The organism is Pseudomonas sp. MM227 (genome assembly GCF_947090715.1).
Lineage (GTDB): Bacteria > Pseudomonadota > Gammaproteobacteria > Pseudomonadales > Pseudomonadaceae > Aquipseudomonas > Aquipseudomonas baltica.
In genome coordinates, this window is record NZ_OX352319.1 from 3,683,869 (window position 1) to 3,708,565 (window position 24,697).

General features: G+C 54.1%; 18 protein-coding genes. 8 read left to right on the forward strand and 10 right to left on the reverse strand.

Annotated elements, in window-relative coordinates; all coding sequences use genetic code 11:
• Nucleotides 1-163: 163 nt before the first annotated feature.
• Nucleotides 164-2,668: a membrane-targeted effector domain-containing toxin gene (locus ONG87_RS16700; RefSeq protein WP_264381679.1), complete on the reverse strand. Its 2,505-nt coding sequence runs from the start codon at nt 2,666-2,668 to the stop codon at nt 164-166.
• Between the two features lie 258 nt (nt 2,669-2,926).
• On the opposite strand from ONG87_RS16700, the gene ONG87_RS16705 reads away from it, so the two are divergent.
• Complete coding sequence (locus ONG87_RS16705; RefSeq protein ID WP_122475122.1) at nt 2,927-3,298, forward strand: PH domain-containing protein; 372 nt, start codon at nt 2,927-2,929, stop codon at nt 3,296-3,298.
• Nucleotides 3,299-3,987: 689 nt separating this feature from the next.
• On the opposite strand, the gene ONG87_RS16710 is transcribed toward ONG87_RS16705, so the two are convergent.
• A complete protein-coding gene (locus ONG87_RS16710; protein WP_264381680.1) occupies nt 3,988-5,742 on the reverse strand; it encodes a UvrD-helicase domain-containing protein in 1,755 nt (584 codons plus the stop codon).
• Nucleotides 5,735-7,813 (reverse strand): ATP-dependent endonuclease, encoded by a 2,079-nt coding sequence (locus ONG87_RS16715; RefSeq protein WP_264381681.1) that lies wholly within the window; start codon nt 7,811-7,813, stop codon nt 5,735-5,737. The genes ONG87_RS16710 and ONG87_RS16715 overlap by 8 nt, the downstream gene beginning before the upstream one ends.
• Nucleotides 7,814-8,416: 603 nt before the next feature.
• Here ONG87_RS16715 and ONG87_RS16720 point away from each other — a divergent pair.
• The gene (locus ONG87_RS16720) at nt 8,417-9,892 is read left to right on the forward strand and encodes a hypothetical protein (RefSeq protein ID WP_264381682.1); all 1,476 of its coding nucleotides are present in this window, start codon (nt 8,417-8,419) and stop codon (nt 9,890-9,892) included.
• Nucleotides 9,893-9,973: 81 nt separating this feature from the next.
• Here ONG87_RS16720 and ONG87_RS16725 read toward each other — a convergent pair whose 3' ends face one another.
• The 4 genes from ONG87_RS16725 to ONG87_RS16740 form a co-directional block, all read right to left on the reverse strand.
• Nucleotides 9,974-10,216: a hypothetical protein gene (locus ONG87_RS16725; RefSeq protein WP_264381683.1), complete on the reverse strand. Its 243-nt coding sequence runs from the start codon at nt 10,214-10,216 to the stop codon at nt 9,974-9,976.
• A gap of 242 nt (nt 10,217-10,458) precedes the next feature.
• Complete coding sequence (locus ONG87_RS16730) at nt 10,459-11,091, reverse strand: hypothetical protein (RefSeq protein WP_264381684.1); 633 nt, start codon at nt 11,089-11,091, stop codon at nt 10,459-10,461.
• Nucleotides 11,092-11,255: 164 nt separating this feature from the next.
• The gene (locus ONG87_RS16735; protein WP_264381685.1) at nt 11,256-11,558 is read right to left on the reverse strand and encodes a hypothetical protein; all 303 of its coding nucleotides are present in this window, start codon (nt 11,556-11,558) and stop codon (nt 11,256-11,258) included.
• Nucleotides 11,559-11,644: 86 nt separating this feature from the next.
• On the reverse strand, nt 11,645-12,016 hold the full coding sequence (locus ONG87_RS16740) for a CopG family transcriptional regulator (RefSeq protein WP_258603517.1): 372 nt from the start codon (nt 12,014-12,016) through the stop codon (nt 11,645-11,647).
• Between the two features lie 300 nt (nt 12,017-12,316).
• Between ONG87_RS16740 and ONG87_RS16745 the strand changes: the two genes are divergently transcribed.
• The 4 genes from ONG87_RS16745 to ONG87_RS16760 all read left to right on the forward strand — a co-directional run bounded on the left by ONG87_RS16745 (nt 12,317) and on the right by ONG87_RS16760 (nt 15,858).
• Nucleotides 12,317-12,682: a TraK family protein gene (locus tag ONG87_RS16745; protein WP_264381686.1), complete on the forward strand. Its 366-nt coding sequence runs from the start codon at nt 12,317-12,319 to the stop codon at nt 12,680-12,682.
• Nucleotides 12,683-12,954: 272 nt separating this feature from the next.
• Complete coding sequence (gene trbJ, locus ONG87_RS16750) at nt 12,955-13,794, forward strand: P-type conjugative transfer protein TrbJ (protein WP_264381687.1); 840 nt, start codon at nt 12,955-12,957, stop codon at nt 13,792-13,794.
• A gap of 193 nt (nt 13,795-13,987) precedes the next feature.
• On the forward strand, nt 13,988-15,535 hold the full coding sequence (gene trbL, locus ONG87_RS16755; RefSeq protein WP_264381688.1) for a P-type conjugative transfer protein TrbL: 1,548 nt from the start codon (nt 13,988-13,990) through the stop codon (nt 15,533-15,535).
• Nucleotides 15,536-15,537: 2 nt separating this feature from the next.
• Entirely contained in the window at nt 15,538-15,858 is a 321-nt protein-coding gene (locus ONG87_RS16760) for a hypothetical protein (protein WP_264381689.1), read from the forward strand.
• Nucleotides 15,859-16,142: 284 nt separating this feature from the next.
• On the opposite strand, the gene ONG87_RS16765 is transcribed toward ONG87_RS16760, so the two are convergent.
• The gene (locus ONG87_RS16765; protein WP_264381690.1) at nt 16,143-17,498 is read right to left on the reverse strand and encodes a replication protein; all 1,356 of its coding nucleotides are present in this window, start codon (nt 17,496-17,498) and stop codon (nt 16,143-16,145) included.
• 126 nt (nt 17,499-17,624) lie between these two features.
• Nucleotides 17,625-17,843, reverse strand: a complete 219-nt coding sequence (locus ONG87_RS16770; RefSeq protein WP_082367901.1) for an AlpA family transcriptional regulator — start codon at nt 17,841-17,843, stop codon at nt 17,625-17,627.
• 91 nt (nt 17,844-17,934) lie between these two features.
• Here ONG87_RS16770 and ONG87_RS16775 point away from each other — a divergent pair, with 91 nt between their 5' ends.
• Nucleotides 17,935-18,876 (forward strand): LuxR family transcriptional regulator, encoded by a 942-nt coding sequence (locus ONG87_RS16775; RefSeq protein WP_264381691.1) that lies wholly within the window; start codon nt 17,935-17,937, stop codon nt 18,874-18,876.
• Nucleotides 18,877-19,208: 332 nt separating this feature from the next.
• Here ONG87_RS16775 and ONG87_RS16780 read toward each other — a convergent pair whose 3' ends face one another.
• A complete protein-coding gene (locus ONG87_RS16780) occupies nt 19,209-22,931 on the reverse strand; it encodes a hypothetical protein (RefSeq protein WP_264381692.1) in 3,723 nt (1,240 codons plus the stop codon).
• 359 nt (nt 22,932-23,290) lie between these two features.
• On the opposite strand from ONG87_RS16780, the gene ONG87_RS16785 reads away from it, so the two are divergent.
• Nucleotides 23,291-24,598, forward strand: coding sequence for a hypothetical protein (locus tag ONG87_RS16785; protein ID WP_264381693.1), 1,308 nt, complete (start codon nt 23,291-23,293; stop codon nt 24,596-24,598).
• Nucleotides 24,599-24,697: the final 99 nt, after the last annotated feature.

Genomic DNA, 24,697 nt, shown 5'->3' on the forward strand with positions numbered 1-24,697 from the left:
ATGGGCACCTGCGTGATGAACGTGAAAGGCCGACACCATACACCTGCAATTGAGAAAGATTAAGACTTGCGCCGCCGCGCGGTTGGGTGTCGGACAGATCGCATGCACCGCCGACGCGGCTTGCGCCGCTGCTACAGGGGCACATGATGTCTGGCCCTGTACGTCATGGCCTGATCACGCCGGGTGGGGCCAGGGACGGATCCAGGTAGGTGAACGGCGCTTCGCGTACGGTCAGCGCCAAGCGCCAGTCCGCTTTGACCACCCCGTCGCCGCGGCCCATCGACGGCAGGTAGTACTCGCCGGGGTCCAGGGTGATGTTGGTCTGCTGGCCGGCACCGGCATCGACGATGCGCAGTGCTGTCACGTCGTGCAGTTGCGCCAGACCTGGAACACCCTTGTAGGTGGACGCGTGAGTGTCACCGACCAAGGCGATCCATTTGCCCCGGCCGGGCAATGCGGTGCGTGCTGCAATGACGCGACTGGCGTGGTAGCTGAACACCCGCTGGCGCAGCGTCTGGCCGGCGCCGTAGAGGTCGTCCATGCCATCGAGTCGATAGCTGGCCGCGCAATCCAGGGCGCGCACCTGGATACCCTCGCGCCGCGCAGCCTGCACCAGCGTGGTGAAGTTGTACTGTCGAGCCGGATCGGTACGATGGCCAAGATCCTGATCGCGCAGATAGTCCTGCAGCCCACTGGGCAGCCGGCCATCACTGGCCACCTGGTTCAGATCGGCCTGATGCAGATCGGTCATCAAGTGCTCCATGTACAGCGTGTCGACACCGTCGCCGGCCAGCGCCCGCATGTTCTCGATCAGGAAACGCTTGCTGGCGATAGCCTGATGAGACTCACCGATGACCAGTGCCCCGGATTCGTCCAACAGTCGGCGCACGGCGGTATAGGGCGGCAGCGAAGCATCGGGCACAGGCAACGGCGATCTGCCGGGCGAGCGCCACTCGGCGATGAATGCGTTGGCGTCCTCGATCAGTTGAACACGCAGCTTGTTGAGGCTGTCGAGCACCGGATTGAGCGGCGTGTAGGGGTCGAAGTATTCACCGGAGAGCATCTTGCGAAACTGGTCGCCCAACAGCTCGCCGGTGGCAGCGCGAGCCACCAGCGGTACTTCGTAGCGAGTCGCCGAAACCTCGAACTGCACGTAGCTCACCGGTGGCGGTTCAAGTTCCATTTGCCGTGACACGCTCAGGCAGCCGCCACCGCCCCGCAGGCAACCGGTCGGCATCAGTTCCCATTGCAATTGGTCGTTGAAACGCACCGGGTAATTACCGGTGAAGGCATAGGGGCGCTGCGGATCGACGATCAACCAGTAACGCAGGCTGGGGTCGTAGCGCACGCGATACAGATCGCCGTGCAAGCGGATCATCTGCTCCCCCTCGACTGCCAGCAGCCCTTCGGCACTGGGCAGCAAAGGCGTCAGCGCGGACACCTGAGGTCGCGACTGCAGTGGCTGCAGTTCGGCGCTCTGCGGGGCTCGCTGGGGAATTAGCAGGGTCATGTTCAGCAGCAACTCGATACCGCTGAATATCGATGCATACAAGGCGGCGCGACGGTCCGTGGCGTCACCCGCATTCACCGCACGTTCCACATTGAGGGCGAATTTACCGGCACTCGCCACTACCACGATCAATGCGATCGGCCAGCTGACCATGGCTGCCGCGCCGAACAAGTGCACGCCTGCACCCAGATAACCGATCCACAACTGCTGGCGCAACTCGCTGTTGCTGTGCAACTGCAGGTTGGCCTCGGCCAGCATCTGCTCGCGGGTTTGCCCTTGCAGCCAGTGCGCCGCATCGGCTGCGATGGATGGCCAGGACACCTTTGCTGCGAACAGCGCCAGCGGCTTCTTCGCCAGCAGCGCCAGGCTGCGCGTACGCGCCAATGCAGCCGCCGGCTCCAGCAGCCTGCCGTGGTCGAGCAAGCGCTCCCGGCGCTGCACGTCCTGCAGCTGCTGGTGCAACCATGCCTGCGCCGCTTTCACATCGGCGAACACTTCAAACGCCTTGTCGCGACCGGCCAGGTACAACAGACACTCGCCCCCGCTGGCCTTGAAACACAACACACTGGCGAACCCGTGGCCGGCAATCTGCAGCGTGCTGACCGTAACGCCGTGGCTCGGCGGATGGCTACCGGTCAAGTCGGCCAAGGTCGGTGCCATGGCGTACTCGCAACCCAGACCGTCGAACACACATTGCACCTGTTGGCGCATCATGGCCCCGGCCTGAGCTGCATCCACGGCGGCGCGCAGGCAGTTGATGCGGATCAGCGTCTGCACCCCTGGCCCATTGTCGGTCCAGAACGTCGCCAGCGCCTGGCGATAGGCCGCCGCAAAATCGATGTGCCATAACGCGTTGAGTACCTTGTCGGGCGCCAGTCTTACCTCGTTGCGCTCATCGAACCAACCTGCCCGCGCATCGCCCGTGTAGAACCCGCCCATGACATGCAGCAAGTCGGCATTATCCTGGTCGCTCGCGCGGAACCGCCGCATCACAAGTTCGGTAAACGTCATCGTTTCACTGGGCGGGCCCATGTGCGCGTAGCCACTGAAGGAGCGATGGCTGGACTGCGCATTGTCGAAGCGATGCCAGTAAAAGGCGTCGGGGTGGGTGTCGATGGCCATGGACGCGAGCAGTTGGGTGGCAGTGGCGACAGCCATTTGGTGCAGATCCGGCACTTGTTGTGTGACCTGCCGTGCGATGCCTGCGAGCACATCGCCTAATTGCGTATTGGGAAGTACATCAGTCATATCAAAGGGATCGGTTTCTGAAGGAGCTGCGAGTGTGGCAAGTGCCCTGGACCCTCCTGGCCTACATATTTGGCCTCACCATTCAGGCACCTCACTACGACCCGACACACTTGCTGCCACCGTCATCAAGGTAAACTCTGGCCACCCCTATATAAAGGACTCCAGGCCATGATCGACTTCAACAACAAAGGCTTCTTCAAACTCAAGCAAAACGCCGAATACGCCGAACGCGTCACCGCCCTGCTGCTGGATGACGAGCAGGTGGTCGACGCCTACAAGTCGATGCGCGACGGCGTGGTGTTCACCAACAAACGGATCATCGCGGTGAACGTGCAGGGCTTGACCGGCAGCAAGAAGGACTTCACCTCCCTGCCCTACAAGAACATCGTGGCGTACTCGATCGAAACGTCGGGCACGTTCGATCTGGATTCGGAGCTGGAGGTGTATTTTTCGGCGCTGGGGAAGGTGCGCTTCGAGTTCTCGGGGAAGACGTCGATGGTGGAGATTTCGCGGCTGATTGCGGGGCATGTGTTGAAGTGAGCTGATTGGTCATCGGCCACGGCGATTACTGTTCTTCGCGTCATTTCATGGCACAAGGGTGAGGCCCAGTAGCAAGAGCTGAATGGTGGTGCCGAAAAAACCCGAACCCAAAAACCTAAAAGCCCGCAATTACGCGGGCTCCAGGGCATTTCTTGCTAGAGGGTGCCGGACAATGCCAGCCACCCCATCATTCCCACTCAATTATCAATAGCCCCGCATAAACCAGTAAATCCGAAGTCGACAAGGCACGAAAAACTTTAAAACCATGAGAAATACCATAGAGGATCAAAATCACCTTTGAGAGCCCGTCCCGCTTGGAAAATGTCTAGGAGTCCAAGGGCGATTCATCGTCCTTTACACAATCGTTTACGCGTCGATTTCAATCACGCTTGGCCAAGTCGGCGATGGCGGGTTGAGCAGCAATCGCCGCAGGCAGATCGATGGCACTACGGGAGCCATGGTCTTGATAGCCGCAGGCTTCATGGCGGCAGCGAGCTAATAACCTTACTGCGCGTGTCGGCAGCTTCGGTGCTTGGAATTACGCTTGTGAGGTCGGTCGGGAATGAGGCATCAGAGTGCAGGCCTCTCCAGGCGGATAGTAACCACCGCGGTTTATCCACCTGCCTAGTCAGCTAGTCGGATGTGCCATGCGCCGACTAACCTGCACAATGAGCGCTGCACGAGAATTCTCAACCAGGGTTAGCAGGCAACTTGAATACATGCTCAGCGCCGAACCACGCGGTGATCTGAGCAAGCGCTGTCTGGCTCAGCAGTTGAGTGAAAAGCAGAGCCAAACGGACCTTGGGGCGAGAGCACGCAACGTAGAAGAGATTCCGATTGCTTTCGAATTTTTCACGCCTGTTCGCCGGTGGCCCCGGTTGAAACCACTCAAGCATTTCAGCGAAATTATATTGGTTCCAGCCGCGCCCCAACACAACGATCACGTTTTCGAATTCGGCTCCCTTGACCCCGTGTTTTGTGGCAAACGGCGTATGCCCATCAATGAATTGGTCTAGCGCGATCAGCTCCGTGTAGGATACTGCCCTGAGCTTTCGAAGCTGGGTAATCCTGCGTGGCTCGTCCTCACCGGGTTCAACACCGGCGGCCTGTAACCCTTGCTCATTCCGTAGCACAGCATTGGGGAGCTGCATCTGCGGCACAGCTATGATGTAGTCAATCACCTCGCCGATGGTACCGGTCAACCTCAGTTCGAGGAGTGCATCCATTGCCTCAGCCCAAGCGACTTTATCGCTGTGCCTTCGAACCGTTGGCCGATCGCTTGCCAGGTGCCCGAACATCGCACCGTATCGGCGCTGTTGGTATGCGACACACGCTGGCTCAAGCTGATCTGCCAAATACTTGATGTGAGGATCTTCCTTCTTCAACCACGGATCATTGTACTGCCCATAAATTTCACGGATCGAGGAGTACCCCTGCTCACGAGCAATGCCTTTGTGATTCAGGATGAGGATTTTGGTCGTTTTCGGAGAGAAATCCCATCCCTCCACGCTGAGCTGAGCTTTCAAGTATTCGAAGTAGGCACTAGCAGCCTCAGGACTGGTGTCGCCAGTCCAGTGTCCTCCCCCGCTTCCTGTCCGTCGCTCTCCAGGCCAGAGATTGGTGTGGAATACTCGGGCTTCACCGATCAAGTCAGGATCGCTCACTTCCTGGTGCAGGCCTGGCCGCATCTCATTCAGCACATCGACAATCCGCGATGCTGAGCGAAAATTCGCATTTTTTTCGATCTGCTGAAGGCCGTCATGCACGACTAGGCCGCAGCCCTCGTCGTAGATTTTTTGCCAATGGTCACCAAATAGGCCAATCATCGGTCCCTCACCGCGATCTAGAAACCACGACTTCAGCGCACCGACAAAATGTTCATCCGTGTCCTGATATTCGTCGACAAACAGGATCGGGTATCGGGAAGTCAATACGGCCCTGAACTTCGGAGACGGAAGCGCCTGAACCATCAATGTCAGGACATCTTCGTGCCGAATCGAGACCTCGTCCTCCGATACGCGTGGAATACCCATTTCGTAATGGATGCGCCTGTTACCTACGCCACCCACCGGCTCAAAACGCTCTCGCCAAAAAGCTTCAGCGCCAAGAAAGCCTCTCAGTGATGTTTGAAAATCTCTGAGCAACGACCAGCAAAAGCCATGGACGGTCTCGGCTCGGATTGCAGGATGCGCTTGGAAGCGAGAGATGATCTCGTCTTTCGCCACATTGGTGTAAGTGATACACGCGACTTGCTGACGCTCCCGGATCAACGCAGGACCTCGGTGTTCAATCAATCGACTGAGCGCTTTCTCCAGCGAATAGGTCTTACCAGCCCCAGCACCTGCTTCCAGGCGAAAGCTTAGACCTTCATCCAAACAAGCGAACATGCGTTCAAGTGCTTCTCGCCCTGCTCTGTCCGCGGGACTTTCGTGATTGTCAGGCATCGCCTTGCTCTCCTTCAGCAGCCACTGCCTCACCAACAACCTCCACAACTGCGGCCATGGCCCGAGCAGCCATTTGGGCATCAGCGACCGGCGCCCCAACTGCTAGCCAACGCAAACCTTCAGCAATGTATCTAGGCACGTTCCAGTTCGTATCATCGATCGCGTACTTCAGCGCAAAAGCTGATTTTTTCTGGTCCGCCGCATGCTCGTAAGCTAGGGACGCGACATCGCCCTGCCCCAGCTGAAATCGATCAAGGTTCGCCAGGATGAACGCGTCCTCAAAGCTTCTGCCTGAAGGCCCGGGTTCGTTCCCCTCCGGAATTTGGTAAGCGATGCGCCTCAACCCTATGGTCTTCTCTGCTGGCGTTTTCGCCAGCAGTTGGGCAGGAGTGACTTCGGCCTCAAACCAGTCTTTGAGGCACGCATTGCTCGTAAACAGACCCTCTGAAACGAGACAAGCTTTCCGCTTTCTTTCTGCATTCGGTTTGACGGAGTCGATGTCGGTAACGATCAGCGTGCGCAGTTCCAAGAAGGTGAGTAGATCATGAAACCGGTGTGCATACGCGCCGCCAACCTCCATAACCGTCAAGTACTGACTAGCCAACTGAGGTTCACCCACCGCAGCCGCGTCAGTTTTGGCGATCATGGTTGGTAGCAACAATCGCTCTGAAGTCCCCTCGATCAAGATGGCTTTATCTGCAAAGAAAAGGTCGCACCGAGTGAGCGTCAGGTACTGATAGAGAAAATCTCTGTCCGGTGCAGGAGCCTGGCCCATACCCTGCCTCAGGTCTTTGATCTTGGACTGCCGGATCCCGTTTTCACCGCTCACAGAGAGAAAGTAACGCATGGTTTCGAAGCGCGCTTCGTTGGCCATGTGTGGAGAGTGGGTGGAAATTACAAACTGCACTGGCCACGGACGGCTGCCATTCAGCTGCTGCTCGAACGCGCCCTTGATCATGTGCAATTGTCGGATGAAGACCTCCTGCATTTGCGGATGCAAATGGGCTTCAGGCTCTTCAATGAAGATGAGGTGTACGCTTGCGGCTGCCGGCGTAGCTTGGAACTCTCTGAAGAATTTCAGTAATTGCAGAAGGATGTACACCAGGTTACGGACGCCGAGTCCGTTGTAGCTTTCCGGGAGTGTCAGGCCGTTTACCCCCCTGTATCTGACCTGCGTGTGGTCTTTAAGCAGGCGCTCGACATCGAAGGTCGTCACAGTGGTGAGGCCTGGGTCTTCTAGCCCTGGGTAGCCGAAAAGCTCGAACGTAGGGAGCAGCGAAGTCAGTCCAGCGTTGAAACCGTCATGCAGCTCCTTTTGAATTTTCTCCACCGCTCCATGGAGCTGCTCCGCCGTCGTTCGTTTCTCGGGATCTGTGGGGTCAGTCAATGCCGATTGGAACAGCACCTCCACTACCTTCCCAAGGACATCGCGCTCTCGGTGTGTATCGTCATCCAAGCCCCGTTGCGCATTGATGAATCCGCCGCGGATCAACGTGGTGAGTGATTTTAGGTCGAGGTCCTTGCGGTTCGTAGGATCATTGGGGTCAACCGCTTCCAAACGGGGCTCATAGGCCCCCGCCAAACGCTTCTTTATCAGGCTGAAAAAGCTAGGACGTTGATCCTCCTGCACAGTTTCGGGGGCATTCGTTTCTGCGAAAAGCGTCTCAAGACCTGTCGCCCGCGGTCCATACGTCAAGACGATGCGTGCGCAAGAGCAATCTGGATCTAGGTCTACTATGCATTCGCTGAGCTGCCCCAGGTCTGGGGCATCCACGTCATAGGATATGTCCAATGTGACCCTGACAACGGGAAGCATGGCAGCAACGTCGGAGCGGGCTATTTCGCCGTGAAACGCATTGAATGCCGTCCAAAACCCTTCGTGACTCCCCAGGGAGAAATCTTCAAGCCTGAAAGAGGGAGTCCGGTCTGAAAGGAGCCGGCGGAACACCTCAGCTATGGAGGTTTTGCCGCAATTGTTGCGCCCGACGATCAGTGTTGTGCCGTCTTCTAGGCCAAGACTGACGTTCTGAAGCAGTCTGAAATTTTGAATCTCAACGCGCTCGATCCGCATGACGTCCCTACCGTGAAGTCGTATGGCCATCACTGTAGATGCTGAATTGAAGTAGTCAATACAGGCATAACTCCCCTAAAAGCACCCGCTGTATGCGACCGGCAGGTTTGGATGGTGAGCGGCCCTTCACAAATGGCAGGAATTGGCCGTTAGCTGCCGGATACCAAAGGCAGTAGTCGGCCACTAACCCCGGCGCAAACTCCTGCCTGGAACTTAGCTGGCTCCGATTCACCTGACGCGGTACAGCTTGACCTGCGTGGAGGGGAAGTCCGGCAACATCCAATAGAACGGCTTTGCCCGCGTCAAGCAGTGGATTGGAACATCCACTTTCTGACTCGCCCCGTGCGTGATTACACAAGCCGCAAAGCATGGCGGCGGGAAAACCGATAACACATAGGCCCCAATATGCAGGCTCGAACGCTTGGCTCGCCTAGCTGATTAAGCGAAAAAAACTCTGAAGCTATCGAGATAAGCCCTCTATGATGGCATTATGAGATCTTAAGATTAGGACCTCGCAAGGAATTGAGCACACCATCATCCGCCTACTGACCAGGCGTTGCTGAAGCGCTCAAACCTATTGGCAGATCATTTAAGGGTTAAAGTATGGATGCGACCAAACGGAAAATTCGAATTTATTTTTCAGATTTTTTCGATGTAAACCGGGAAAAGATTGAATCTTATGGAGCATTCAATATTTCCCTGATCAATGATCTACCCTTGTTTGTGGATCCTTTTTTGCTCTTTAATAGTGACAACCCAATATATCAGGAACTGCATAAAAAAATAATTCAATATATGCTTTTCTTAAAAAGTAAATCTTCTGTAACGTTACCTTCCGGCCTAATAAAGAGCTGGTATCTATTCCCTGAAGTCAAGCAAAATTGGTTTGGTTTTAGCAAGTCGGGAAACAGCGGGCGCGGACTCGGCCCATCTTTCGCTAAATCTCTGCAAGTTAATTTCAAAGGTGTGTTCTCTGATTTTGGCAATGAAACAAACGGGGCAACTCATATAGGCAAGCTCACACTAGTCAAACACGGAGTTGGAAAAGACCAAATTAGCGACTTTACCTGCAATTTAATTCATGGATTCTTGGCTGAATACACAGAAAAATTCGCAAAGGAATACATTGATCCGACCAAGCTTCAAAAATTCACCATAAAAAAAGCGGAGTTCAATTACGCGACTGAATCGTGGAAGTCCAAACAGTATGTGCTACCAAAATTCGGGGGTGAACATGTATTGCTAACTCCAGTGGATATTTTGACTAAAGACGAGGCGTGGATATCTCACAAAGGATTTATCGAAGACTTCAGCCAAGTAGTTGGCAGCGTACCCAACGACCAGCTGCGCGATCAAATAAACTTATATTTGACTAAGGTTATGCCGGCAGACCCTACGAAAGATGAAAGGGCTATCGCTTTCGAAAAAACTATTTTGCAATACCCTCAGCTGATGGATGTTTACGTGAGTCTACAGGAGGCCAACAAGGATGCTGCAAGTTCGTCCAGTTTCGAAAAAGTCTCTTTGGCCCAGAAACTATTTGAAGAAAACTTGCTGAGACTAGTAGCGTTACTAGACAAAACTAAGTTCTATGATGCTGAGCCCAATAGCTACGAAGCGGGAATGCAACGAGTCCAGTTCCTCAAGCATGTCATTGAAAAACAGGACGGCTACCGCCTTTTTTACATCAAAGGCGTCCCAATTTCACGCGAAAGCGATTTGCAAATCATGTTTAAACTTACGTGGTTTGCTTCTAAGTTTAGCGCTGATGCAGAGGTGAACAATGGCCGGGGACCAGCTGACTTCCTAGTATCTTATGGCAGTCAAGACAAATCAATAATTGAATTCAAATTAGCCAAAAACTCGCATATGGAAAAAAACTTGCGCAACCAGGCTAAAATATACAGCGACGCCGCCAGAGCAAACAACCCGCCAATTATGGCTATTCTGTACTTTAATTTCAGTGAGCGAGACAAAGTACAGCGAATTATGACAAAAAATGGTTTATCCGACACGAAACACATCGTACTTATCAACGCTATGCCAAAAGAGTCGGCGTCAAAGGCTGACATTGACTGACACCCAAGCGTTTTTAAAAATGACGGCACTTTTGCGATTCGAACCTGCTTAAGTGCCTGTATCCCACCCAAAAAAACTGAGCTACTTCCTCCAAAGGAGCAAGCTGCTTTGGATAAGCTTCTTCTTAGCGGATTCGCTTTCGCCCCCTTTTGTATCACATCCTCCCAGTGCAATTTCGACTTGGCGACGCAAAATTTCAACCTCACCCTCAGCACCATCAAGCAGTACTGCCTCAGCAAGGCTAGCGAGGTAATTCGGGTCAGAGCTAAATTTCTGCGCCATAGATTCATCATGGCATTGATCTTTAATGGTTTTTTCTTTCATTTTGTCAATTTAAATCTGCCCTCGTTCTTTAATTATAGAACCAAGTGCCTCCCAGGTCAAAATAACCCACTACCTTCAACTCTCCAAGCAAGCATCAATATAAGATGCACGCAATAACTTCAACGCTCCTATTCTTAATATAAGAACAGGCTTGCATGATTGAACTTCTCACTGCACAAACACAAACTCATAACACTTGCACTAACAGTGCAATCCTATTTACCAATATGAAATTAAAAACTCTACGATTTAAAAGCGCCGTTTGCCAAAATATCTTCCATAAACGCCTTACTTGTTTCCCACGCTAAACGGTGGCGTTTTTCGCTTTCCCGCATGCGCTTATGTTCCTCCTGGAACGCGTCCATTTTTGCATCAATGTCGTTTTCATTATCAGGTCCGCAGTTGATTTCTCCCGACGTGATGTGGTGGGAGGTCGCCCCCCTCAATGCTAGAGCTAGATTTGTATCGATTGTGAGGCCTGCCGATGCTGGTGCATAACGAGAGTGGCTCTGATCCGAAAATTGATTTTGAACATTGCATGTCGTGTAAATATCTAGATCTGCTAACCCCACCAAGTTCCCTTTGGGGGTAAGTCTCAGAATTTTCGTGAACAAAAAATCCTTTTTATCGCTATATCTTTCAATAACCTCCTTGTCATTATGCTCACACTCAATGAGATTTTTTTCAATATATTCGATAAAGAAACGACTAGCTTTTAGCTCATCGAAATACTCCAAGCCTAAGGGGGAGTATAAGGCTTCAGCAGCGAACGCCGGCGGGACTAATATGAACCTTGGATCAGATAACAGCATGCCTGCAAAACCACGGCCTGCCTGCTGAATGAAATTGAACCTCCAGTTGTTTTCTTGATACAACCTTAGGGCTTTAGCGATTTTATCTGAGTCACTCTGTATCAACTTTAGATAATGCTCAGCACCTTGATATGTCTCAATCCCATCAAAAAATAGCTTAGCACCTAGCTCCTCCTCGACTAGATCTTTTAATTCTTTAAACTTACGCCAGTGCTCATGGCTGCTTGTCAGTTTTTTTGCCTGAGATATTCATAGAAAACCGTTGGCCTTACCACCATATCGAAACGGTATGGGAATCGTCTAATAAGCATAAACGCCAATAGAATCGAAAGTAGCCCTTCGGAGATAACCCCTTGGCGATAAGATTCTAATCGCATAATTATATTAGAGTCTAAAACCAAGCGGTAAGGCCCCTCTAATATTACGGAGCTTTCTATTTGATCGATCAAATGAAGCAAATTTTCGCCCATCTTTTTTTGGCTTTTAGGCTTAAGCAGTTTGCTTTGTTTAATAATTTCCTCTAGATCCATTACCTTTTCTCTAAAATAAATAACTTTTTGATTTTTTCGTTCGGGGCGAATTTAGCTGTTAGGCAGCACTACGACTCTAATGCCTATTATTTCCGCTCATATACTATTCGGCTCATTAAATCCCGAACCTGTGCTTGAAGAACTCGAAAACTCACCATCAAGCTCTCAATGTCTACAGGTTCTGCACCTCGACCGTACTTCTCCGCAAGCCAAAGTTTCAGCAGTCCAGCGACCCGCCCAAGGTCGCCATTCACCTTGGCCAAGTCGGCCACGGCGGTCAGGTCAACAACCGACCTGATCGGTGTGTTCAACCCAAGGGCACGAAGGTAGCCAGACCGGGACATGCCAGCCTCTTCAGCCCGCTCTGTGATCGCCGCTTTCTCCTCATCGGTAACCCAAACCTCGATTGGCTTGCCACGTCGACGAGCTGGGGCCTTTTCTTTGGTGCCGCCTGTCATGGGCGCTCCTGATTTTTCTGTGTTTTAGCTCTTAGACGCGGCAGCGGCTGTGCGCCTCGCAGAGCAAGATCCGTTGAGCCGAAGGCGAATAAGGGGCGAGTGGTGGATGGGTATGGGCTTGCCCGTACCCGTACAACACACATCTTGCCGTCCAGCTAGACGCAAACATATGCGTATCTATTCAAACAGCTCAGAAAGAGCGGTCATACGCATACTTGCGCATGTATACGCTAGATTACGCATCGCAGATATGCAATTTTATGCGCATACTTGCGCAACCATGATTAGGCGGAGCCTGCGATGATGAAAACACCAAAAGAAGGGCCTACAGGCGCAGGCCGGGTAGCATTTTTAGCGCATCTTGAGGAATTTCGTAGCCTGATCCAGGCCGGGTGGCCGGTGACGGTCGTGTACGAGAACCACGGTGGAAAGAACACTGGTCTGAGCTACAGCCAGTTCGCCCGATATGTCGGAAAATACATCCGCAAGCCGACCAAGCGCGGAGACCAGCGACCAAGGATTACAGACGAGATGCCATCTCCAACGACGCCACTGGTAGAACAAAAGCAATCTGGCGTCTCAACGGAGCCAAGCACCATGTCGAAGCGTCAACCTGGGTTCAAGCATGATCCTAGTAGCGGCAACAATCGTGACGATCTGATCTAACGTTGGTGGATATTTGAGCCTTTCAGCCACTTCCCGTCTTTCAGGCCGTATACGGCCATTAGGGCGCAAAGATTTGCCCCCTACATGCGACGCCGACTGACTGAAAATCAAATTCCGTCGGCTCTTTGAGAGTTTTTTTGGGAAACCTGATCGGCATTCGCCGCCAGTCGATATCCTCCATGTCAACCTAATTAGCCAATCATTCCATCGATACAACCGGTATATAGGGGCACGATCAAGCACGAATAATAGTGACTGATCGAGGTCGACCTATGCATCTTAAAATCCCAAGGCCCATCAAAGACAATACGCTGTCAGAAAATATCTCGCGCAAAACAACTTCCTCTACGCTCCGGAAAATCCTTCGCCAAGCTTCCTACAGTGTCAAGATAGTCGGAGCCGCTTTTGTAGGGATGGCCGTATACATCGCTCCTACCCCGGCTTACGCGATCTATTGCTCGAATTGCTCGACGTTCTATCAGCAGATGTTCGAATACGTCGAGCAGGTCAACACGGCACTGAATACCGCCGAGCAACTGCAAACGCAGATTCATCAGTATCAAAACATGGTTTCGCAAGGAACGAGCTTGCCGAATTCGATGTTTGGCAGCATCGCGGCCGATCTGAAAAATGTGGCCAACATCTACAACCGCTCGCAAGCCATAGGGCGACAAATCCAGGACATGGATTCGAAATTCAACACGGCCTTCCCAGGCTTCGAGTCTTACCTGAATCAAGCTGCAAACTCGGCAGAGGTTCCGAACCGTGATCGCTATGAAAAGTGGTCCGTGCAGGGTCGTGACAACGTGAAAACGGCAATGAAAGCAGCGGATTTGAATACTGCCGCCTTCGAGTCTGAAGACGCTCAGCTTGCACGCATGGTTTCACGTTCACAGTCAGCCGTGGGCCGAATGCAGGCCATTCAGGCAGGCAACGAAATCGCCTCACAAAATGTCCAGCAGTTGCAGAAGCTGCGCGACCTACTGGCCACACAAATCAACTTGCAGGGCAACTACATGGCTCAGCAGGTTGATCGAAAGGCTGCGGGCGAGGCAACGGAGCAGCAGTTTGAAGCACGTGAAAACACACGCGGTGGCGTGAAGGGGTACTGAGAATGACTATTTCGAAATGGCTCATCGCGTTGATCTGCTCCGGCTCAGTACTAACCGCTTTTATGGTCACCCTGGCAGTTCAAAGCAACAGCGAATGTACCTCGGTGACTGAGCACCAACGGCGACAGAGTGACGCTGATACTTCGTTTGAAGCACGCCCGAATACTCGCGGCGGCGTTAAGGGGTACTAGCTATGGATACTCGCCTACTGTTGTTCCTCGCCTTGGCGAGTGCATTTGTGAGCGGAGATGCTATGGCCGCGACCGACCTTTCCCATGCCGACACATCGGTGCAGGGCCTACTCGACCTCGTTTTGCAGCAGTCGCATCAGTGGTCAGGAAAGCTGTATGACTATGCGATCAGATTATTCTGGCTGTTAGCCTCGATTCAGTTCGTCTGGACGTTCATACCCTTGGTCATGAAGCAAGCCGACTTCGGCGAGATTATCGGCGAGCTGCTGCGCTTCGTCTTGGTAGTCGGTTTCTTCCTCGCTGTAATGAAGTACTCGGTGGAATGGTCATCTGCCATAGTCGATAGTTTCCGCGAAGCGGCGGCATCTGCGAGCGGCCTCGGGCGCGCATTAGAACCCGGCGATATGCTGGCAGTTGCGCTGGATTTTGGCCGCACCATGGTGAAAGGCATATCAGTGTTCTCTCCGGCCAAAGGACTTCTAATCGCAGTATGCGCAATTCTTGTATTGGCGTGTTTCGCCTTCATCGCTGCATTCATGTTCGTAACGCTCGTAGAGTCTTACGTCATCATCAATGCTTCGGTGCTGTTCTTTGGCTTTGGCGGGTCACAATGGACGCGTGATTTTGCAATCGCCCCAATGCGTTTCACCGTCGCAATCGGAGCCAAGCTGTTCGTCTTAACGCTGATCGTCGGCCTGATCGTTCAGTCGGCCAAGCAGTGGTTGGCCGCCTACGCCAATGACGAAGCGTCGTTGATGACGATGGTCGGTCTGGCCTTGGTGTGCTGCTATCTGACAAAGACTATTCCCGACCTGATCGGCGGCATGATTAGCGGCTCGTCGATGGGTGGCGGATCAGCCATCGGTGGTATGGCGGCCGCCGGTGCTGCCGGTGCAGCGGCGGCAATCGCAACCATTGCCACGGCCGGGGCGGCCGCTCCTGCTGCTGCCGGTGCAGCGAGTGCCGGAGGCATCAGCGGCGGCGGTCTGGCAGGGGCGATCAACTCTAGTATTGCCGGTGCAAGCTCCGCTGGTGCTGCCTCGCCCGTAGGTGGCGCTACGTCCCCCGGCGTAGGGACCAGCACTGGCGGCGGCGCAGCGGCCAAGCTGGCAAGCTCCGTAGGTGCGAAGACTGGCGGTGGTGCAGCTACCCCATTGGCTACGTCCAGCAACAGCGTCCAGCAGACCTCTAAGCAGACCGGGAAGGCCGCACAGAGCGGCGGTGACAATGATCAGAAAGCAACACCGAAAGGGGGAACTGTTAGTTCCGGCAACGCAATGTACGAAGCGGCCAATGGTGGTGCAAAAGCGCTTGGCGTAATTGCCTCGCTGACAGTGCCGGGCATGGAGAATGCCCACTCAGCGTCGCTTGGCGCTGGTCTTCCATTGCCAGCCCCCAGTGACTCCAGTTCGCCCACGTCCGCAGAGCCAGCTGGAGAAGCCGCAGGCATGGAATCCAACGTCATTCGACCAGATACGAACACCAGCTCGAGTTCCGGCCGCCTCGACGTTTCGAGAATAACCCCAAGCAACGACCAACCGGAGAAATAATCATGAATAGCATTCTAATGTTCGCTGGATTCGTAGTGCTCGCCTCCATCTTAGCCATCGGCATGTGGGCGTTCGGCCGTTGGCTGCGAAGCAAAGGCCACGGGCCATTGCTCGATAGACTGGATCGACAATGCACCGCGTTGCAGCTTCGAGTTAGCCCGCTGGCCCTTTCGGCTTCCTTTCACATGTTTTCTGGAGTGCAACATCTGAATCGCCTCCCTCTATTGGGTAGCAAGAGCAATGCTGCTCAAGCCCAGCAAATTTTGACGGCGATCCGAGCGGCGCAGGAAGCCCAAAGGCTCGACTCCTCCGTCAACCGCTGACCCTACAATCCCCCGCCAAAGTGCGGGGGTTTGTTTCCTGGGGCCACCCAATCCAAATAGTACGCACGGACTTGTCTCAGCTCCCCCCTTCAGCCCCCCGCACGTAAGCGTAATCTCCCCCTGAGTTGGAAATCCAGGCCGGCTATTACTTCGGACCAGCACCCTACTAGCACTCCATCAGAACGACGCCCCCAGACAGCCTTGATCCAACGCGCGGAAGGCTCTGCCATTAGTAATACGCACGGACTTTGAACACTTGGACCATCGGCCCGGACGGGCCGCCGTCAAAGCGCGGGGGCTTCGCCATTAGTAATACGGACGGACTTGGTACACTGAATCTCCGACGTGTTTATGTACCTGGACACTGCCATAACTGATACACCCATTAGCTTAGCGATAGACCGTACGCTCAACCCCTCGCGCCTTAGAGCCTGTGCCTGTGTTTGCTTGGTTTTAGCGGTATCAAGGTAGGTTTGTCGGTCTACTGAACCGGCAGCTCGCCTACGAACCTCGTGGCGCCTCCTATCGCGCTCTGCAGCCTCGACCCGACTGACAATGGTCTTGAGTTGGCGTTGTTCGTCGGCAGTGATCCCGAACAGGTTGATAAGGGTGTCGTTCTTCGGCGTGTACAGTGGCGCGTAGTCCTTGCCGCCAAAGCTGACTTTCTCCCCGGCCTCGTAGGCTTTGGCCTTGCTGAACAGGGTCATAAGCTCTTTCGAGCGGCTATTCCACTGCGGATCAAGTTCGCGGGCCAGCGCGGCCGCTTCGTGGTACATCTGCTTGCTGTTGGTCGCCCCGGACAGCAGCAGGAAATTCAATCGCCAAAACAGGTGTTGCATCCGGCTGCCTTCACCGACACCACCGCGCAGCTCGGCCAGCTTGCGCAGGTCTTCCAGCCGATCCCACGCGAGCTGTCGGCCGGAAAACCCGCGCAGATTGTCAGCTTTGCTGCCGGGCACCAAAAGGAAACGCTTTCCCGTTGCGCGCTGTTCGGCCTGTTTCTGTTGCTCCTGTCGTTGCTGCTCGATAGTCCATCGGGCTGCCGGTAGCAGGGCCTCGGCCAGACACTCGAAGTTGTAGCGGATCGGCTGACCATCAAGGCCGCTCTGGATGTGAACCACGCGGCAGACTTTGCCGCTCTTGCTGTTGACCGTCTCGACGGTACGCAGCACGCGGCTGGCGTCCTTGGCCATTGGGTCGGCCCCGACGTGCGCGAGGCGATCCACAAGGTAGCGTTGGCAGGCGTTCCAGCGGGGTAGGGCCTGTCGTGGAATGGTGCCCTCCAGCAACCACTTGGCCTGTATGCCCCGACCGCTGTAGATCAGCACGGACGGCGGCGGCAAGCCCTCTTCGGCGCAGAAGTATAGGACGGACGCGGCCAGTTGGTCAGGCGCTCGCCCAGCCAGCGCGGGCACGCGGTAGGTGTCGAGGTCGGCGAACAGCAGGCCAAGCCGCAGAAGATTAACGACGCGCCGATTGGGTCGGATGAACTCTGCCTGGGACATCCAAGTGTCACGTTTTTTGTCCAACAAACTGAGCACTTTTGGCATATCAGCCAAACGATGAGAAGACTGGCGCTTTTCACCTTGGGAGTCGACGAGCAACGAAAAAAAACCGGCTCTCGTCATATCGTGATACATCTGCGCTTCGTCCTGAGAACTGAAAAGCGCAAGCTGTAAACTTGCGCTATTCAGTTCTACAAGGCCGTTTGCAGTGTCTGAGTAAGGACGCGATGTCGACCTTTTCTCAGGCCTGAACCCCACCGCTCAGACTGCCATTCCTGGCCTAGGAGCGGGGCCGGACTCCCTGCATGTATCAATCCACTCCTCTACCTCGGCTAAATCCCACACGACCTTGCGGCTACTCACCGCAATTCGACGTGGAAATTTCCCCTTCATTTCAAAGTTATAGATCGTGCGCTCACACAGCGGGATCATCGCCAGGAGTGTCTTTTTGTCGATTAGTTTTTTGCTCGATGAATGCATAGCTAGGCCCTATCAGTCACAGCGAATGTGTGCCTGATCGTGCCTTTAGGTGCCCTTTGCTTCGACAGAATGATTGGCTAGAATGGTTGACATGAAAAAACAAACGACCATAGCTATTTGGGAGGGGTGTGATGCCTCCGTCGCAGAGGCCCTTCACCGATTCCTTGATCGCTGGGAGCCCTACTCCACAGCATCTAAACGCTATCCGATCGTTCGTCTGGTCGAAGAGCTTATCGACCCTGCCGTGGCGTCATACGCCGAAACGCTTCCATCGCGTTATCAGGGCCATATACCCGGGGCAGGAACGAATGTAGCGTTCAGCGCGATTATCCAGCTTGTTGGCATTGCCGCTATGGTCCGCCTACAGCGTCAGCTGCTACGAGCTTTTGTTCTGACTCACGACAAGCAGTCGGGGGATGATCGCTGCTTCATTGCGACGCTTGAGACGTTGATAGAACTGGTGCTGGCATGTAAGCGCAAGCAGCCGTATACCAAGGATATGGACGGTTTGAACGGTCAACGCTTGAAGGGGTTTTGTAGATTCTGCGGCGCGCGAGCAGAGCTAGCATTGTTCGCAGAAGGTGAAGGTCAGCGTGACCTTGATGAACACCTACGCCTGAGCAACCTGTACTGCACCACCCACCGCCCAAAGACACCAGATGGACGCTGGAACCCGGCATACAGGCAAGCAATGAGATCTGTTGCACAGTTCGACCTAGAGCTGGCCAGATTGAGCAGACAATGCGCGATACGAGCAGAGCCTAAGGCAAAGTCAGGTGACGAGCTCGTCGACGCTTATATCTTTCGATACATGCTTAGCCAAACCCTACACCTAGCGGACGAAGCGGAGCTAAGAAATCTCGCTCGACTAATGGTGGACATGAAGCTGACAGACCGAAGAAAGCAAATCCTCGTACTGCAAAAATTCGGCTTCAATCAGTCAGAAATTGCCCGAAGGCTGCGGATCGAGCGGCAAGCAGTATCCAAAGCTCTTCGCTCAATTCCTGATTGCTTTCGACTTCCTACAGCGTGAGTGCGTCAAGCAGCGTATGGTGTATAGACGGCCGCTTTTGTCCGACTCCTGGACATTTGGCAATGAGCAGCCCGTGGCCGTTGGCGCCATGTTCAGAGAGTTGGATCTTGAGGTACACTCAAAAAATTGGGCTTCTAGGCTTTGTACGAAAAGTGCCTGGGCGACGATCATGCTGCATTGAAAACACAGCTGGTGCGCCAACCCGATCGGAATGCTCATTGACTACAGTCAAGTCGAGCGCGAATCTGACCGTTCCTCGCCTTTTTCGCCTTGCCTGATCGCCGCTCGGCGACTTTTCGTACAAACCCTAGTTTCAACTGCTGGCATCCCATTCACTCGAAGCGCTTGTAGCCCTCGAGCGCTTTTTCATGCTCGTCTGCCTGTCTTTTCAGCTTTGCCTGATAGTGGGCATATTCCGTCAGCGCTGCGACCGAAGTGCCGTTTAGTTGGTCGAGCAGGGCAGCCTTCTGCTTGAAGGGGTTGCGCTGTGGGCCGGGGAAGCACTGGCGGTCGAGAAGCTGCAGGAACAAGGTCAGTACTTTGGCTGGAGCGGGCGCATTGTCCAGCAGTGCCAGTGACAGTGGTTTCCAGTGCAGCACGTCCTGTTCCACCTCGGCCCAGGGGTAAAGCAGGCTGGCCAGGAGCGGGTAGTGCTCATCGGGCTGTGTGTTGCACCAGGCTACAAGCTGTTCGGGATCGGCGTTTGCAAATGGGGCGATACCTGGTTGGCGGATGCCGTGCAGGCGTTCGAGTAGTTGTCGATCGTTGTTCCGGGCTGCATCGGCCAGCATCTGCAAAGCCAGGCAAGGATGAGCATCGATCAGCGAGACAGCGATTCGCAAGCGGACATCCTGGGCTCCCTGCTGAGTTTTGCCTTGCTCAAGCAGGTAGGCGATGGTTTTTCGAGCCAGTGCCCCACTGTCCGCGCAACGCATCGCTAACTCGACGGTGGTTTCCGGCTCGAAGGGGCGATAAGGCTGCGCGGGCACCTCGTCAAGGTAACGAGTGAGCAGGTCGGCGGCCATGCCGGCCCAGTGTGAACTGTCCCGGTGGTCGAGCGATGCCTGGAACAAGCGCGACTCGAGCAGATCCAGCGCTGCCGGAAGGCCGTCGGGAAGGGCGGCGATGTCGTAGATCAGCGTGTGCAATGTCTCCTGAGGAATCTCCAGGTAATCAAGCATATAGGTCAGTTCTGCAATGACCGTGAGGGGTATGCGCGTCAGATTGGCATGGGTTGCGAGCGCGACATCCTGAGCGTTCCCATATGTGAAGAAATACAGATGGATGAGGTACGGACTGAGCGTGGGCTGCAGGTGGAAATCTGCTGCCAGCTCATCCAGGGCAGTGGGGTTTGCGTGTGCCATACCGTGGATGAACCCTTGGATGAAGCTAAGGTTCAGGCCCTTTTCAGGCGTGGCATCGACAATCTGCTGCCAGACGTTTTGAGGCAGCAAAGTGCCAGTGCAAAGGTGGAAACCGAGGTGCCCGGCCGAGTTGGGGCTTGATAGCACGGCAGGCAAAAACTGTGGCAACTGCTGTGGCTCGGTTAACAGCGCCTCGGCCAGGCGTCGCTGATCCTGCTCCAGTCGTGCCATGCGAGCGTCGGAAATAGCACGGCGCGGCTTATCGGCAATGTCGGGTGAGTTGATCGAAAGTTCGATCAGCGCATCGATACCGGAAGGTGTCAGCACTTCGATGGCGGCTTCGAGTTGCTGTTGCTGAAAGTCGCCGAGGTTCAGGTCTGGCGCATCGAGCAGGCCGATGAGGGCACCCCTGGCCTCGTTCCACCACTCGGTTTGCGCCAGTTGCCTGAAGTATTCCTGCAGCCAGTGTGCGGGCTGCTTGAAACGCAGCAGGCTTCTGGCGTGAGCAAGGATCGTCGCTCTTGCCGGCACGGCGCCTGGGCCTGGCGCCAAGGCCAGCGCACAGGCCAATTGTAGCGTTTGGCCTATCCATATCTCCGGGTCTTCCCTGGCCGCTGGCATCCTGATATCGACAGGCGGCTGCGCCGCCAACAAGGTGTCGGCGTGAATGGGGAAATGCTCGAGTTCGAGCAGCCCTTTCAACGCGCGTTCCCCAACCCAACTGTCTGGACCGTTGAGCAGCGACCTTGCGACATCCAGGCGCAGTACGAGTGGAGCTTCGGTGCCCCAGCTGGCAAAGTGGAACAGGTACTCGACAAAGCGCAGTACATACTCGCGTTCATCTCTATTGCGGTACGTGCGTTTGGCCAGGTGCACCAGCAGGTCTATGGCTTGGGCGAAATGCTCGGTCTTTCTTGCCAATGCGTTCACGGTCAGGGTAATGAAGCGTCGGCTGTCGATATCGATGGCGGATTGCGGTGTCACCAGCTTTCCCAATAGTGCCAGCGACTCACTGGGAGCCAAGGGCGCGATGTAGCTGAACATCCGCCACTCATCCCGATTCAACTTTGACGCGCTGCCCAGCCATCCGCCACCGTTGAACCAGCGTTTTACCAATTGAACTGCACGGTCGTTTTCGCCCAAGTAGTTGAGCCTGTGACAGAAAGAGAGCTTCAGGCGGCCCGGTGCATCGTTGAACATCTGCTCGATAGATCGCGGCGATATTGCCTTGAGGGCCTGAACAGCCAGTCGGTTGGCAATCGCTTCAGGGAGTAATGCGCGATAGAACCCACGCTCCTGAATCAGGCCACGGTTGTGCAGCCTTGAGATCTGGCGATAGAACTGACCAGCGCCCATCTGGGCCAAGGGGGCGAGATGGCATGACTCGTCGCCTTCGGGTGGTTCGCCGTCGACAGCGAACGAGTAGACGAGTGCGGCCACCTCTGCCGCGGCTTCCAGCGCCGGATCCTCGGCCTTCCCCTGGCGCAGTATGCGGTAGAGCAGTTCGGTATCGTTCAAAGTCGATACGTCCTTGCCATGCTCAGCACTAGCACCAAGCCACAGTGCGATCCGGGCATTGCCACCTGCGAACCTGGCAATGCTGGAGACAGCCAGTCCATTGAGTTGCGGATGGCTGCGTTGAACCAGCACTTGAATCATCGCGTCCGACGAAGGATGCAGTATGTACAGATTGTCGTAGGACTCGTCTGGCTGCCTGATCTCGTGTTCGATCGTCAGGACGCTAACCTTCAGCGCCAGCCTGCTCACGCGCTCTTTCAATGCACGGTGCAGTTCTGGTGGGCAGTTGTCGATTATCAGGATGGGAAAAGGCTCGCTGTCGCACAACAACGAGGCCATTTCGTCAGGCGGGGGGGTAAGCGACAAGCCAATGTCACCGTAGACCCCGCTATGGGCGGGTAGCGATTGGGCACCAACGCCGTCTTCGAACAATGCTTGCGCCAGGCGCGTCTTGCCTGTGCCTGGGAGACCCAGCAAGCGTACGATGCTGCCGGGCAGGGCCAGTGCTGTGCGGATGCTGTCCACTGCTTGTGCCACGCTCAGCGGCGCTGGATGCCCTGGGCATTCGACCCGTGGCTGGTCGTCGCACAGGTAGGCAGACGCCTGGCTTTGCTGGCCGACGGCCAGCGCTGGCTGCCAGTTGCCAATGGGGCGCTTGACCGTTTGGCGCACCCAGATGACCAGACCAGGGTAGCCGCGCACGGCCGTGGCCAGTGTGCTGGCATCATAAAAGTCGACCTTGATCATGCCTTTCAAGCCATTCTGATCAAGGGTTGCCTCCATCGCTTCGACCCTTGGCACGATCAACTCACTGGCGATCGACTTGCCACAGACGATCACATAGGCGCCGGCCACATGTGCCAGCGCTCGGACCGCCTGGCGCAATAGTTGGTCAGGGCACATCTCTGCCTTGATCCTTTCGGCGGTGATATTGTTTTTCTTGACCTGAAACACCGTGTCGGGACATGGAATGAAACCATCGGGGCGCGCGTCGGCGAACGCGCTGACACGAACATCCACCCCGCCATCCTTGGATTTTTGATCACCGCCCCAGCGCGCCTTGAGCGCAGATTGCCCAGCTCCACGCTGTTCGTACTCTGCAAGCAACCCCACGAGTGTGCGCAGCTCGTCTTCGGCCAGCGCTTCGATGTCCTTGTCCGTGATTTCCAGCATGAATTCCCTGCAGTTCTAGACGCTTGGCCGATGGATGCAAACCTGGCGCAGGATACTGACAAGCGGAAAATATTTCGAGCAAGGCGACACGGCTGGTAAGCTCGATGGCAAACACTGGGGCTAGGCTTTGCATGAAAAGTGCCTGCGCGACGATCATGCGGCGTTGAAAACAGGCTCGGATGCTCATTTACAACCCGTAAACTCCGCTTCCTCGCCTGTTTTCTCCTTGCCTGATCGCCGCTCGGCGACTTTTCGTACAAACCCTAAGCTAGGCCGCCGATGACGATAGCTTTGGCTAGATCTAAAAATTACAATTTTGCTTTCACAACATGTATTTACATTAGCTAAGTGGGTGTCTTATGGATGAGTTTGCATTAGAAAAAATGTCAGATCGTATTCATTATGGAAAAACGAAGGATTACTTCAAAGAAGTCTTATCCTCATATCATAACGGAAACCACAGATCGGCAGTTGTAATGCTCTGGTCAGTAGCCGTATGTGATCTTGTGTACAAACTACAAAGCCTGATTGATTTATATGACGATGCTTCGGCTAAATCAATATTGGCAGAGATGAGCAAAATCCAACAAGAGGACCAAAAGTCTGCGGCTTGGGAATTGAGGCTGATTGACGATATTCATGATAAAACGCATCTCTTGGACAGCTCGGAGTATGAAAACTTAAGATACCTTCAAAAGCAGAGACACCTTTCCGCCCACCCTGTTCTTAATAGAGAGCGGGAGCTGCATTCGCCTAACAAGGAAACAGTTAGGTCTCTGCTTCGTAATACCTTGACCGATGTATTAACGAAACCTCCATTTTATACTCAGCATATTCTCAAGGAACTCCTCATGGATGTCGCCGAGTCTAGTGAAATGTTGAGTGATAGGGCAAAGGTAAAAAAGTACGTTGTCAGCCGCTACCTTGAACGAGCAACTCCATCAGTTGAATTAAGTATTTTTCGTCAGCTGTGGAAATTTGTCTTTAGGCTTGAGGATGAAAATTGCGTAAAAAACCGTTTAATCAACTTGCACGTTCTAGAGGTGGTGGCAGCTCGCAACAAGGCTGCTCTTGCTGACACGATAAAGGGTGATGTTGATTATTATAGCAATATCGCCAGCTCAGAAACCCCACTGCAATATTTGACATTCTTTATTTCTAATAACCCGGAACTGTTTCCCGTCTTAAGTGAGGCGGCTCGCCTGAAGGTAGAGCATTGTATTGCTGAGGATGACATAGGAAAAGTTATAGGGTGGTTTATCAAAGAAAGCATCATGGCGCACGGCAATGACTTAGAGGGCTGGATCAAAAATGATTCGCCGGCTATCAGTCCATCCCAATTCGACTATATTTTTCAGATTTCTGATACTGAAGAGTGGCAAGAGAAATTTTGCAATATAGTCGCCACTTACTATGGCGTAAGCGGAAGCTACGACCAGGCAAATTCTCGCTTTCAAGTGGCAATACCTCAGTACATTAAATTTTTTAACAAAGCTGCAATTAAGTACCTCGCAGAAAAAATTGAAAATAATAGCCAGTGCCACGATAGGAACAAGGCACGCCACGATTACGTCATCATCAAAGCGCGCATAGATGAGTTATTTGGCAATGAGTTTGACTATACTCAATACCACTGGTTTAGTCGGAAGCTAGGTCTAGCAGACTAGTATAAAATCTTGGATTTTCAATTAATTGGATATTTAGGTAGCTGCCCTCCGTCCAGGGCAGCTTTGGGCTGTGGGTTCAATCGGACGATGCAGAGATTA

Bases quoted from the DNA above. Each gene is read 5' to 3' on its own strand.
- ONG87_RS16700 (WP_264381679.1), bottom strand. From the start codon at position 2,668: ATGGCTGTCGCCACTGCCACCCAACTGCTCGCGTCCATGGCCATCGAC.
- ONG87_RS16705 (WP_122475122.1), top strand. From the start codon at position 2,927: ATGATCGACTTCAACAACAAAGGCTTCTTCAAACTCAAGCAAAACGCC.
- ONG87_RS16710 (WP_264381680.1), bottom strand. From the start codon at position 5,742: ATGCCTGACAATCACGAAAGTCCCGCGGACAGAGCAGGGCGAGAAGCA.
- ONG87_RS16715 (WP_264381681.1), bottom strand. From the start codon at position 7,813: ATGCGGATCGAGCGCGTTGAGATTCAAAATTTCAGACTGCTTCAGAAC.
- ONG87_RS16720 (WP_264381682.1), top strand. From the start codon at position 8,417: ATGGATGCGACCAAACGGAAAATTCGAATTTATTTTTCAGATTTTTTC.
- ONG87_RS16725 (WP_264381683.1), bottom strand. From the start codon at position 10,216: ATGAAAGAAAAAACCATTAAAGATCAATGCCATGATGAATCTATGGCG.
- ONG87_RS16735 (WP_264381685.1), bottom strand. From the start codon at position 11,558: ATGGATCTAGAGGAAATTATTAAACAAAGCAAACTGCTTAAGCCTAAA.
- ONG87_RS16740 (WP_258603517.1), bottom strand. From the start codon at position 12,016: ATGACAGGCGGCACCAAAGAAAAGGCCCCAGCTCGTCGACGTGGCAAG.
- ONG87_RS16745 (WP_264381686.1), top strand. From the start codon at position 12,317: ATGATGAAAACACCAAAAGAAGGGCCTACAGGCGCAGGCCGGGTAGCA.
- trbJ (WP_264381687.1), top strand. From the start codon at position 12,955: ATGCATCTTAAAATCCCAAGGCCCATCAAAGACAATACGCTGTCAGAA.
- trbL (WP_264381688.1), top strand. From the start codon at position 13,988: ATGGATACTCGCCTACTGTTGTTCCTCGCCTTGGCGAGTGCATTTGTG.
- ONG87_RS16760 (WP_264381689.1), top strand. From the start codon at position 15,538: ATGAATAGCATTCTAATGTTCGCTGGATTCGTAGTGCTCGCCTCCATC.
- ONG87_RS16765 (WP_264381690.1), bottom strand. From the start codon at position 17,498: ATGTATCACGATATGACGAGAGCCGGTTTTTTTTCGTTGCTCGTCGAC.
- ONG87_RS16770 (WP_082367901.1), bottom strand. From the start codon at position 17,843: ATGCATTCATCGAGCAAAAAACTAATCGACAAAAAGACACTCCTGGCG.
- ONG87_RS16775 (WP_264381691.1), top strand. From the start codon at position 17,935: ATGAAAAAACAAACGACCATAGCTATTTGGGAGGGGTGTGATGCCTCC.
- ONG87_RS16780 (WP_264381692.1), bottom strand. From the start codon at position 22,931: ATGCTGGAAATCACGGACAAGGACATCGAAGCGCTGGCCGAAGACGAG.
- ONG87_RS16785 (WP_264381693.1), top strand. From the start codon at position 23,291: ATGGATGAGTTTGCATTAGAAAAAATGTCAGATCGTATTCATTATGGA.